The sequence below is a fragment of the Lysinibacillus boronitolerans JCM 21713 = 10a = NBRC 103108 genome (assembly GCF_000772935.1).
Classification (GTDB): Bacteria; Bacillota; Bacilli; order Bacillales_A; family Planococcaceae; genus Lysinibacillus; species Lysinibacillus boronitolerans.
On record NZ_JPVR01000075.1, the window covers coordinates 162,039 to 174,085 of the forward strand.

General features: G+C 38.3%; 12 protein-coding genes, 1 riboswitch and 1 other annotated feature. Of the genes, 6 read left to right on the top strand and 6 right to left on the bottom strand.

The window, feature by feature from the left end:
- Nucleotides 1-1,620 carry a long-chain fatty acid--CoA ligase gene (locus tag CD31_RS13030; RefSeq protein ID WP_036078187.1) on the top strand — a complete coding sequence of 540 codons (1,620 nt, stop codon included), beginning with the start codon at nucleotides 1-3 and terminating at the stop codon, nucleotides 1,618-1,620.
- A 42-nt stretch (nucleotides 1,621-1,662) separates the two neighbouring features.
- On the opposite strand, the gene trpB is transcribed toward CD31_RS13030, so the two are convergent.
- Nucleotides 1,663-2,826, bottom strand: coding sequence for a tryptophan synthase subunit beta (gene trpB, locus CD31_RS13035; protein WP_016993395.1), 1,164 nt, complete (start codon nucleotides 2,824-2,826; stop codon nucleotides 1,663-1,665).
- Between the two features lie 58 nt (nucleotides 2,827-2,884).
- Nucleotides 2,885-3,084, bottom strand: a binding site (T-box leader).
- 68 nt (nucleotides 3,085-3,152) lie between these two features.
- Nucleotides 3,153-3,635 carry a QueT transporter family protein gene (locus tag CD31_RS13040; RefSeq protein ID WP_016993393.1) on the bottom strand — a complete coding sequence of 161 codons (483 nt, stop codon included), beginning with the start codon at nucleotides 3,633-3,635 and terminating at the stop codon, nucleotides 3,153-3,155.
- Between the two features lie 6 nt (nucleotides 3,636-3,641).
- Nucleotides 3,642-3,686: riboswitch (PreQ1 riboswitch) on the bottom strand.
- 321 nt (nucleotides 3,687-4,007) lie between these two features.
- Here CD31_RS13040 and CD31_RS13045 point away from each other — a divergent pair.
- From CD31_RS13045 to CD31_RS13055, 3 genes are all read left to right on the top strand, one after another.
- On the top strand, nucleotides 4,008-5,030 hold the full coding sequence (locus CD31_RS13045; protein WP_016993392.1) for an ABC transporter substrate-binding protein: 1,023 nt from the start codon (nucleotides 4,008-4,010) through the stop codon (nucleotides 5,028-5,030).
- An 85-nt stretch (nucleotides 5,031-5,115) separates the two neighbouring features.
- Complete coding sequence (locus CD31_RS13050) at nucleotides 5,116-6,105, top strand: ABC transporter permease (protein WP_016993391.1); 990 nt, start codon at nucleotides 5,116-5,118, stop codon at nucleotides 6,103-6,105.
- 31 nt (nucleotides 6,106-6,136) lie between these two features.
- Entirely contained in the window at nucleotides 6,137-6,931 is a 795-nt protein-coding gene (locus CD31_RS13055; RefSeq protein ID WP_036078189.1) for an ABC transporter ATP-binding protein, read from the top strand.
- A 100-nt stretch (nucleotides 6,932-7,031) separates the two neighbouring features.
- On the opposite strand, the gene ilvA is transcribed toward CD31_RS13055, so the two are convergent.
- A complete protein-coding gene (gene ilvA / locus CD31_RS13060) occupies nucleotides 7,032-8,294 on the bottom strand; it encodes a threonine ammonia-lyase IlvA (RefSeq protein ID WP_036078191.1) in 1,263 nt (420 codons plus the stop codon).
- A gap of 300 nt (nucleotides 8,295-8,594) precedes the next feature.
- Between ilvA and CD31_RS13065 the strand changes: the two genes are divergently transcribed.
- Nucleotides 8,595-9,338, top strand: coding sequence for a TerC family protein (locus CD31_RS13065; protein ID WP_016993388.1), 744 nt, complete (start codon nucleotides 8,595-8,597; stop codon nucleotides 9,336-9,338).
- Between the two features lie 40 nt (nucleotides 9,339-9,378).
- On the opposite strand, the gene bshB2 is transcribed toward CD31_RS13065, so the two are convergent.
- From bshB2 to CD31_RS13080, 3 genes are all read right to left on the bottom strand, one after another.
- The gene (gene bshB2 / locus CD31_RS13070) at nucleotides 9,379-10,068 is read right to left on the bottom strand and encodes a bacillithiol biosynthesis deacetylase BshB2 (protein ID WP_016993387.1); all 690 of its coding nucleotides are present in this window, start codon (nucleotides 10,066-10,068) and stop codon (nucleotides 9,379-9,381) included.
- A gap of 13 nt (nucleotides 10,069-10,081) precedes the next feature.
- Entirely contained in the window at nucleotides 10,082-10,432 is a 351-nt protein-coding gene (locus tag CD31_RS13075; RefSeq protein WP_016993386.1) for a YojF family protein, read from the bottom strand.
- Between the two features lie 546 nt (nucleotides 10,433-10,978).
- Nucleotides 10,979-11,260 carry a hypothetical protein gene (locus tag CD31_RS13080; protein ID WP_016993385.1) on the bottom strand — a complete coding sequence of 94 codons (282 nt, stop codon included), beginning with the start codon at nucleotides 11,258-11,260 and terminating at the stop codon, nucleotides 10,979-10,981.
- A gap of 195 nt (nucleotides 11,261-11,455) precedes the next feature.
- Here CD31_RS13080 and CD31_RS13085 point away from each other — a divergent pair, with 195 nt between their 5' ends.
- Entirely contained in the window at nucleotides 11,456-12,004 is a 549-nt protein-coding gene (locus CD31_RS13085; RefSeq protein ID WP_036078196.1) for an acyl-CoA thioesterase, read from the top strand.
- The last annotated feature ends 43 nt before the right edge of the window (nucleotides 12,005-12,047 follow it).

The following is a 12,047-nucleotide window of genomic DNA, read 5'->3' on the forward strand; positions in this document are numbered from 1 at the left end:
ATGATGCAAGCACCATTAGTTTTAACTAGTTTTTTCAAACGAGCAGAGAGCTATTTTGCAAGAAAATCAATTATTTCACGGACAAGCCCACACAAAATACACCGTTTAACATATGGACAGTGGGCGAAAAGAACGCGTTGTTTAGCAGATGCCCTTACGAAGCTTGGGATGACAAGAGGAACAAAAGTCGGCTCCTTTGCGTGGAACCAGCATCGGCATTTAGAAGCCTACTTTGCTGTACCTTGCTCAGGGGCAATCTTACACATGGTAAATATTCGTTTATCAGAAGAGCATTTGATCTATATTATTAATCATGCAGAAGATGAGATTTTAATGGTCGATGTTGATTTATTACCGATCATTGAAAATATTGCGCCAAAACTTAAGACAGTGAAACACTATATTATTATGACGGATGAACCAGCTTTACCCAAGACTACACTACAAAATGTTTTATCCTATGAGGACTTATTAGCTACTGCTGATGAAGAATTTCAATTTCCAGAGGATATTGACGAAGAAGCACCTGCCGGTATGTGCTATACAAGTGCCACGACAGGGAATCCAAAGGGAGTTGTCTATTCCCATCGGGGTCTAGTATTACACAGTATCATGCTGAGTATGTCTGACTCTATGGGAATTGCGGAAAGAGATGTTGTGATGCCAATTGTACCAATGTTTCATGCAAATGCATGGGGCTTACCTTTTGCTAGTGTTAATGTTGGTGCTACACAAGTTTTGCCAGGTCCACAATTTACATCAGCATTAATAATGGATTTAATCGAACAAGAAAAGGTTACATTAACTGCTGGTGTACCAACCATTTGGATAGGCGCCTTACAGGAGCAGGAAAAGAAAGAACGAGATATTAGTTCTTTAAGAGCGATCTGCTGTGGTGGATCGGCTTCACCAACTCGACTCATTCGGACATTTGAGGAAAAATACGGAATACCTTATATTGTTGTCTACGGCATGACGGAAACTACACCAATCGTGGCATTGTCCAATTATATGTCGTGGATGGATGATTGGCCGATTGAAAAACGTATTGAAGCTCGAGCGATGCAAGGGATGACAATGGCAGGTATCGAATCTAGTATTATTAATGAGGCGGGTGAGGTTCCTTGGGATGGCGAAACGATGGGGGAATTACGTTTAAAAGGCCCATGGATTTCCGACGAATACTATCGTGATGAACGAACAGCAGATGCCTATCGAGATGGTTGGTTATATACTGGTGATATTGCAGTACGAACAGAGGATGGCTTTATTAAAATCACGGACCGTACAAAGGATCTTATAAAATCAGGTGGGGAATGGATTTCCTCTGTTGATTTGGAAAATGCACTAATGACGCATGATGCAGTTTTTGAAGCAGCTGTCATTGCCATGCCTCATGCTAAATGGCAGGAGCGTCCATTAGCTTGTGTTGTATTGAAAGAGGGACAATCAGTAACTGAACAAGAGCTTCTTGCCTTTTTAGAAAATCAATTTGCCAAGTGGTGGGTACCAGATGCAGTCGTATTTCTAGAAGAAATTCCAAAGACATCTGTCGGGAAATTCCTGAAAGCGAAGCTGCGAGATAATGTAGCTGAAATTTATCCTAAATCATTGGTATAGGTGAAAGAGCGATTTCCATAAATGGAAGTCGCTCTTTTTTTATTATTTAGCTAACATGTGGAAAACTTGTTCAACGTCTTTATCGCCACGACCAGAGATATTAATAATAATGCTTTCCTCAGGTGATAAAGTTGGTGCTAATTTTAGAGCATGGGCAACTGCATGTGAGCTTTCAAGAGCAGGAATAATACCTTCTACCTTAGAAAGTACTTGGAAGGCTTCTAAAACTTCTTCATTTGTCACGGTCACATACTCAGCACGGCCAATTGTTTTCAAATGGCTATGCTCAGGCCCAGCACCTGGATAATCTAAACCAGCTGCTATTGAATAGGTAGGAAGTGGATTACCTTCTGCGTCCTGAAGAACTAAACATTTGAAGCCGTGTAGCTCTCCTGGTGTTCCTTCGTTTAAGGTAGCAGCTTGATCCGGCTCTATTCCAATCAGACGAACATCTTCGTCTGCAATATAGTCAGCAAATGCCCCAATTGCATTACTACCGCCTCCTACACAGGCAAGAACAGCTGTTGGCAGCTTTCCTTCCTTTTCTAAAATCTGTTCACGACTTTCGCGGCTAATCACTGATTGAAAATGTTTAACCATTGATGGGAAGGGATGTGGTCCAACTGCCGAACCTAATAAATAGAATGTTGTTTCATAGTTTTCTACCAAGTCAGCAAATGCTTCATCTACTGCATCCTTTAAGCGGCCTTGCCCTTTATCAACCGCTACAACTTTTGCGCCGAGAAGTTCCATGCGAAATACGTTCAATGCCTGACGTTTTGTATCCTCCAAGCCCATATAAATCGTGCAATCCATTCCAAACATGGCACACGCTGTAGCTGTTGCTACACCATGTTGACCTGCACCAGTTTCTGCGATCACACGGTTTGCGCCCATACGTTTGGCTAGTAGAATTTGTCCTAATACATTATTGATTTTATGGGAGCCTGTGTGGTTAAGGTCTTCCCGTTTTAAATAAATTTTTGCGCCACCTAATTGCTTTGTTAAATTTTCTGCAAAATAAAGAGGGGATTTACGACCGACATATTCACGGAAATAGTAATCTAATTCTTGTTTAAAGTCATCATCTTCTTTATACTTTTGAAAATTCTCATCTAGTATATTTAAAACATTTTGAAGCTCCTTTGGAACAAAGCTTCCACCAAATTCACCGAAATATCCCTTTTTCTCTACTACTGTACTCATCTTTCCTCGACTCCTCTATGCTAATTTTTCCAAAAAAAAAGCCACTCCAATCCCTTATAAAAAGGACGAGTAACCGTGGTGCCACCTTCATTCGCAATTTTTGCGCGCTTTCCTGCTCCGGTAACGGGGAGCGAAACGGCCTTACATTTGATAAGGCTGCTCTGAAGTCCATTCACAAGTTTGTACTACTGGCTTGCACCAACCACCAGCTCTCTTGAAGTAACAATGCTTGCTACTACTCTTCTTCCTTGCATTTATTAGAAAGAATTGTAGAGTATTTTCAGAATAGTGTCAAGAAAAAAGACGAATCTAAAAAGACCCGTCAGTTAAATCAAACTTTTAAAGTGAAGGCGTTTGTTTAATACATACATAATCGGTGCACCTACAGCTAATACAACAAATTCACCCGCAGCGACTGTTAGCCAAGTCCAAAAGAATGGTAGCTCTAAAGCCAAGTTCAGCTCAAAGGCAATAATAAACATAGTACATGTAAAGAGCAATGTATTAATAATTAAACGTGCCCAAATATTTTTGACAAATTTGCAGATTAAAATAAACAGTCCGAGTGTAATCATTGAATGACCTACACCAAACACTAAATCGTAAATGCCAAGTGGTGAAAATAGGTTAGAGATCAATACTCCAATAATAATCCCTACGGCAAAGCGTGGATTAAAGGCCACTAAATGGTTAAACATCTCAGAAACTCGGAACTGAACCTCTGTAAAACCAAATGGTGCAACAAGCATGGTTACAGCTATATAGAGAGCCGCAATGATACCACTTGCTGCTAAAAATTTTATCTTCATATTCATTTCTCCTTAGTTTTTTTTCGTGGGATGGTTACGAACCACGGTGCTTTCACACAAGTAAATATTTTATTATAGATATCTAGTAGAAGTCAAATGTCAGACTTTGTCTATAATGTCCTATCGTCGCAAAATTGTCATAAATATTTTTTACTATGTTGAAAAAAGAAATCGAATAACTAAAACAGCGTAGTTTAGCGGTTTAAAGCGCCAAATTAAATGAAAAACTAAAATATTTTGTCACTTTTAAAAGTCAGAACATTCATAATGTTGTTGACGGAGCTCGATAATAACGATAATATAGCGATACATTCACACTTTGTTTGGATAAAGTGCGATAGATATTCGAGAATATAATCGGGGGGATTATTTGTGAAAAGCAATGTAAAGAAGTTGTCATTCCTTCTTTTTGGATTAGTGTTGCTTCTTGCTGCTTGTGGTAGCAGTGGCTCAGGTACAACAGATTCAAAAGGAAATGAATCAAACAATGCAAGTGAGAGCGGAAATGCAGATGATAAAACATATAAAATCGGGATTACTCAAATTGTGGAGCATCCATCGTTAAACGCAGCAACGGAAGGCTTTAAAAAAGCAATTGAAGATGCAGGCTTAAAAGTTGACTACGATCCACAAATTGCACAGGGGGATAATAGCCTTAACACAACAATTGCTAACAATCTAGTAAGTGCAAACGTAGATTTAATTTTTGCAAACTCTACACCTTCTGCACAAGCCGCTGCAACAGCAACAAGTGATATTCCAATTATTTTTACATCGGTTACAGATGCTGTTGGTGCACAGTTAATTGACTCAATGGAAAAGCCAGGGAAAAATATTACAGGCACAATCGATTTACATCCTGAAACGATTTCTAAAACAGTAGCATTCCTAAAAGAACTTGGTGCGAAAAAGGTAGGGATGGTCTACAATGCAGGTGAGCAAAACTCAGTTGCACAAGTTTCAGAAGTGAAAAAGGTTATGGATGAACAAGGTTTAACGGTGGTAGAAGCATCAGCATCCACTTCCGCAGATGTAAAACAAGCGACAGAATCTCTAATTGGTAAGGTAGATGCTTTCTATATTATTACTGATAACACAGTAGTTTCTGCATTAGAATCGGTAATTGATGTTGCCAATACGAATAAACTGCCATTAATCGTAGGAGAACTGGATTCTGTGGCACGTGGCGGTTTAGCCGCTTATGGTTTTGAATATTTCGATATCGGCTATGAAGCGGGTCAAATGGCTGTGAAAATTTTAAAAGGTGAAGCTACACCTGCCGATACACCCGCACAATACCCACAAAATCTGAAACTATTAATCAATAAAAAAGTTGCAGATGATTTAGGAATCGAAATTAAAGATTCTTGGGGTGCCGAAATTCTAGAACAGTAAAACGAAGCGGGGGAGAACTATCCCCGCTTTATCTTCATTTTACAAGCGATATAAATAATAAAGAGATTTAGGAGATGATTCAACGATGTTTTTAGCATTATTTGGCGCAGTGGAGCAAGGAATCATCTATGCAATTATGGCACTTGGTGTATATTTAACATTTCGGGTGTTAGATTTTCCGGATTTAACGGTTGATGGAAGCTTTGTAACAGGGGCGGCAACGGCAGCAACAATGGTTTTGCTTGGCTACCACCCAATCTTAGCGACTTTAGTGGCAATTGTTGCTGGATTTATTGCTGGATGTATGACAGGAATTCTTCACACGAAGGGAAAGATTAATCCGTTATTATCAGGGATTTTAATGATGATTGCTTTATACTCGATTAATCTACGTATCATGGGGTTAACTGCAGAAAATACGATAGGTCGCCCGAATATTCCACTATTAAACTCTGAAACCATCTTTTCGAAGTTTCAAGCTTTTTGGAGCAATTTAGGGATCGATGCTGCTCTTAATAACCTATTAAAAGGCATAGGCTTTCAGCATGTACCAGGTACATGGAGTGTGCTGATTGTTGTATTAATCATCACGATTTTAATTAAGTTAATAGCAGACTGGTTCTTAAAGACAGAGGTCGGGCTAGCTATCCGAGCAACTGGTGATAATAAACGAATGATTCGCAGCTTCTCAGCAAATACAGATACACTTATCATTTTGGGGCTAGGACTTTCCAATGCACTTGTCGCATTTTCTGGAGCTTTAATCGCACAATACTCGAAATTCTCCGATGTTAGCATGGGGATTGGTATGATTGTGATTGGTCTCGCATCCGTTATTATTGGTGAAGCAATTTTTGGGACAAAAACTATTATCCGTACAACTTTTGCAGTCATTGCAGGAGCTATCATTTATCGTATTATATTAGCATTAGCATTACGTGTAGATTTCCTTGATTCAGGAGACATGAAATTAATTACGGCGATCATTGTTATTTTGGCGCTGATCTTACCGCAATTTATCAATAAGAATAAAGAACGTAAACGTAAAGCCAAACGAGCTGCAGAACTTTCGTAAGTAAAAACAGTAGAGAAGGGAGGAAAAGGCATTGCTTAAATTACATGGTATTAATAAGGTATTTAATGAAGGAACACCAGATGAGAAGATTGCACTTGCAGAGATAAACCTACATTTAAAGCCAGGTGATTTTGTGACAATCATTGGTAGTAATGGTGCAGGTAAATCAACGATGATGAACATGATTTCAGGTGCCTTAACACCCGATTTTGGGACAGTGTTAATTGATGGTAATAATGTGACAAGTTTGCCTGAATATAAACGCTCTCAATACATTGGTCGTGTCTTTCAGGACCCAATGGCGGGAACCGCGCCTACGATGACAATTGAAGAAAATCTAGCACTAGCATACTCTCGCAATAAGCATAGAGGGCTACGTAATGGTGTGGATAAAAAGCGTCGGGAATTTTTTAAAGAATCACTAGAGATGCTTGGTCTAAATCTTGAGAATCGCCTTTCTGCTAAGGTAGGCTTACTTTCAGGTGGGGAACGTCAAGCTTTGTCGCTCTTAATGGCTACCTTTACAAAGCCATCTATTTTATTGCTGGATGAGCATACGGCTGCACTTGATCCATCACGTGCAGAGTTAATTACTCGTATTACGAAGTATTTAGTGGAAAAAGATAATTTAACGACATTAATGGTAACGCACAATATGCAGCAAGCATTAGATTTAGGCAATCGTCTTATTATGATGGACAAAGGCCAAATCATTTTAGAAGTTGGTGAAGATCGCAAACATGAATTAACAATCCCTGATTTAATGGCTGAGTTTGAACGTATTCGTGGTGAAAAAATGAATTCAGACCGTGCTCTATTAGGCTAATAACGAAACGCTCATACAATAGTATGGGCGTTTTTTAGGGTAATAAAATGAAAGATAAACATAAAAAAGCCTCACTTGCAGTGAAGTGAGACTCTTCATTTTAAACGAGTAAGCCAAATAGTTGAATGTCGTTGTTTACTTCCTTGTATTTAAAGCCGAATTCATCCATTCGGGCAAGTAGTCCTTCATATTCAGCACGATCACCTAGCTCAATACCGACTAGTGCAGGGCCACTTTCTTTATTGTTTTTCTTCGTATATTCAAAGGTAGTAATGTCATCGTTTGGTCCTAGTACGCTAGTGAGGAATTGACGTAATGCTCCTGCACGCTGAGGGAAGCTGACGATAAAGTAGTAAAGTAAGCCTTCATGAATAAGTGACTTTTCTTTAATCTCCTGCATCCGTCCAATGTCATTATTACCGCCACTGATGATGACAACAACTGACTTACCTTTAATTTCTTCTTTATAAAAATCAAGAGCTGCCACTGATAATGCTCCAGCTGGCTCAGCGATAATTGCGTGTTTATTATATAGATCTAGAATGGTCGTACATACTTTGCCTTCAGGTACAAGAACTATATCATCTAAATAGCGACGACAAACATCATAAGTGTGGTGACCGACGCATTTTACAGCAGCACCATCCACGAATTTATCAATCCAATCAAGGGCAACTGCGCCACCTTCAGCAAAGGCAGCCTTCATACTACCAGCACCAGCGGGTTCCACACCAATAATTTTGCTAGAAGGAGAGAGATTTTTAATGTAGGCAGACACGCCTGACATTAAGCCACCACCACCAATACTACCGAATACGTAGTCGATAGGCTCCTCCATATCATTCATAATTTCTACGGCTACCGTCCCTTGACCAGCAATGACATCGAAATCATCAAATGGGTGAATGAAAATCTTACCATGCTCTTCACAATAGCTTAACGCGCTTTCAGCAGAATCATCGAATGTATCTCCCGCCAAAATAATTTCTACATATTCGCGTCCAAACATACGCACTTGGTCTATTTTTTGCTTCGGCGTTGTTTGAGGCATAAAAATGCTTGCTTGAATTTTTAATTGGGCACAGGCATAAGCTACTCCTTGTGCATGATTGCCTGCACTTGCACAGACAACTCCAGCATTGCGTGCTTCATCCTCGATTTTTTTAATTTTATAATAGGCACCACGAAGCTTGAATGAGCGTACATGCTGTAGATCTTCGCGTTTAATATAAATATTAGCTCCGTATTTCTCGGATAAATAGTCGTTTTTTTGTAGTGGTGTATGCACAACTACATCTTTTAAAAAATGATGTGCAATCAAGACATTCTCCACTTGCACGGTTCTAGTATCAGCAACTTCCATAGTATTCATCCTCCGTTATACGTTTAAAACATTTATCTATGATAGCACACTTTATTTGCTTTTTGTGATTAATTTTTAGTAAATTCTAAATTTTCCGTGTCTATTTGAAGATGTAAGCGTTTTATCTTTATATAGCCTATTTTTTTGTCAAAAAAGCGATGTGTGAGACCTCCAAATAGTGCATTTTAAGTGAGGAAAATCATTCAAACTCTGTTGAATCAATCTTAAAAAATACAACTCTCATAACAAAAATGGTCAAGCATATACTAGATTAGCTTAGGCCAAGTAGGAGGGTATGTAGTGGAAATCATTCAAGGAATTTTATCAACATATTGGAAATTTTTTGATTTTGCGATGTGGCAAGAAGTATTAATGGACCCTGTCTCCTGGGGACTAATATCCTCATTAATTATTATAGAAGGTTTGCTGTCAGCAGATAATGCATTGGTATTAGCGGTACTAGTGAAACATTTACCAGATAAACAGCGAAAACGGGCATTAATGTATGGTATGTTAGGTGCCTATTTTTTTAGATTTTTATTTATTGGTATAGGTGTTTATCTCGTAGAATTTTGGTTTATTAAAGTATTAGGTGCTTTATATTTAGGCTGGCTTTGTATAGCTCATTTCCTTCATATAGGGAATGAGGATAGTGTGAAAGAGGTAAAGAGGTCAGGGTGGATGGTACGTCTTTTTGGCACGTTTTGGGCAACTGTCATTTCGGTTGAGCTAATGGATATTGCCTTTTCAATTGACTCAATTTTCGCTGCCTTTGCGATATCAGATCAAGTTTGGGTACTTTTAATAGGAGGGATGTTAGGGATATTAATGATGAGGACCATTGCAGGTGTTTTTTTAATCATTATCGAAAAAATTCCAGAGCTTGAAGCAACGGCCTTCATTATTATAGGTGTCATCGGCTTAAAAATGTTAGTGAGTGTCTTCAATGTCCATATACCTCATTATTTATTCTTCCTTTTCTTAGTGATTGCTTTTTCCATTACAATCATTGTGCATATGATGAAGAGAGTAAGAGCTGCCTAATTAAAAGTACTGTTCTCCAAAAATGAGAACAGTACTTTTTTTATTTTACATATTTATCTGGGTCAACAATATAGAACTTTTCAACATTTAGCCAGCTCTCACTCATTGGTTCGCCGTCATCAATACGTTTTTCAGTTTCCTGCATCATCCAACCAGTCTGAGATGCATGGGCTTGTAATGCTTTTAATTTGTCCATTCGCATTTCACGAATATCGTAAACAACATGTGGTTCTCCATTTTTTTCAATCGTATCATTGGCGAAGGCACAGCCGAATACTTGTGGACGAGCAGCCTTTGGCATACGACGTACAGCTTCAACTACCGCACGTGCTGTTGCTTCATGGTCTGGGTGGACAGCAAAGCCAGGTAAGAAAGTGAAAATTAAAGAGGGCATTAGTTCTTCGATTAGCCCTTCCATTAGCTTTACCATCTTCTCATCATCTTCAAATTCAATTGTTTTATCACGTAGACCAAGCATACGTAAATCTTGAATACCCATTGCCTCTGCTGCTGCAACTAATTCCTTACGGCGGATTTCAGGTAAAGACTCGCGCGTTGCAAAGGGTGGATTACCTAAATTACGTCCCATTTCGCCTAATGTTAAACAGGCATATGTAACAGGTGTATTCATTTTCTTTGTATAGTAGGCGATGGTCCCAGCAACTGAAAAAGCCTCGTCATCTGGGTGAGGGTACACAATTAAAATATGACGTTGTGGTTGTAAATTCAAATAGTCGTCCCCCTTAGTAAGTAAATGGCGTTTCACTAATTTCAAGTGCAATCGCCAATTTTCCAGAGTAGTCTAGTCCAGCCATTAATAAACGGCCTAAATCATCTAATTCGAAATGTGTAATGCCCTGAGCATAAACCCAGCCATGAGGTAATTTTAAACCAACACGATGAGGTGCATGATCTACAACCTTAGCAAGTTCATAATTAATTTTAGCATTACGAATAAAAGCACCTGCATTAAAAAACTGTTCATCATAGTGTGCTGCGTAAGATCCGTTTGTCGTCTCAAGATGAATATAAACGTCTTTGTTGGCGAAAGAATTCAGCAATGTTTGCAACGTCTCTACTTGTACTTCTTGCATCTTAACACTCCTCTCGATCATTTCTCCTTTAAGTATAGTAAAAAAAATTCGCAAAGGGAAATTGATTGCTTTGATATGAAAAATTGATTGTATTTATATACCACTGCGCCACGGGATTCGAATTTTTTGAGAGTGTGAAACATCAAGGGAAATAAATCATCATCTCTAAATCTATGACAAGTTCCTAAGCAATATTCTTGAAAAAATTATTGTAATGTATCAATATAGGGAATGTGGAAATAAATATGTACAAAATGTGTCGTTTCGTATTGTATCCGTTTTCACATCTGAAAAGATATTGCAACCATGATTTCTTCCTAATTCGTGTGTGTAGACAGCTCCAATTGTTGAAGGGAGTATTATTTCAGAAATAACGAATTCTATCTTGGTACAATAGATGACGTTCCTTGAACAGGCTAAAATTGGTAGCTGTGAAAAAGGGAAGAATGATGAAGCTCATTATCATAGTATAATAAAAACCGCGACTCTCTTTTATGACGGAGAGTCGCGGTTTTTTATTAAAAATTAGTGTAGGCTATGTATTTGTTAGTAGCGATTAAGCTTTCGTTCTATTGTATCTAAACGATTATTAACATTTTGTAATTGTTTAAACATTTGCTTCATATAAAGATTTTGATCCTGTTTTTCATTATTTTTGGCATGTGCCAATTCTTCCTCCTCCTGCAGAGCTAATATTGTGGCAAGGGTGGATAAAGAGTAACCGAGTGTTAATACGATGGAAGCAATTACTTCAACTTTTGAAGAGGTGATTTCTCCAGCTAGTAAACCTGATTCTTCCGTTAAGTCCTCTACCTTATTTTTTTTCATTTTTTCCCCTCCCATACAGCTAATATATGGGGTGGGAAGCATTAACGTATCTTGTCCTATTTTAATCTTTATCTGATAGATGCTAATCATTAACGGATTGTTTAATGTTTGTAATTTTCTAATAATTACATTGATTTTTCCATTTAAATATAGCATTATAGTAGGAATAAACAAACGTTTAGAGGGGGAAATGATGTGAATAAGGACTTTAAATATTGTAAGGAATCAAGAGTGATGCGTACAAGTCGTGTGTTTCCAAACGATGTGAATAATCATAATACATTATTTGGTGGACGGTTGATGAGCGATATTGATCAGGTTGCTTCTATTTCGGCTGCAAAGCACAGCAGGAAAGATTGTGTCACAGCTTCAACTGATTCTGTTGATTTTCTACATCCCATTCGCCCTACAGATTCGGTTTATTTCGAATCCTATGTAACATGGACTGGAAGATCTTCTATGGAGGTTTTTGTCAAAGTTATTTCTGAAAACTTGAAAACTGGAGAGAGAAAGGTGGCAGCGACTGCATTATTAACATTTGTGGCATTGGATGAAAATAATAAACCAGCGCTGGTCCCACGAGTAATTCCTGAAACAGTAGAAGAGACAAAATTGCATCAAACAGCTTCAGAACGAGCGAAGGCACGTGCTGAACGTAAAAAGGAAAGTAAAGCGTTAGCGCAATTTATATCTATGAATGATCCATGGGATTATCGGCTAGAAATGATGGAGAATTATATGTAAAAAGAGGGATGTCTCAAATGACTTTGAGACATCCCTTTCATCT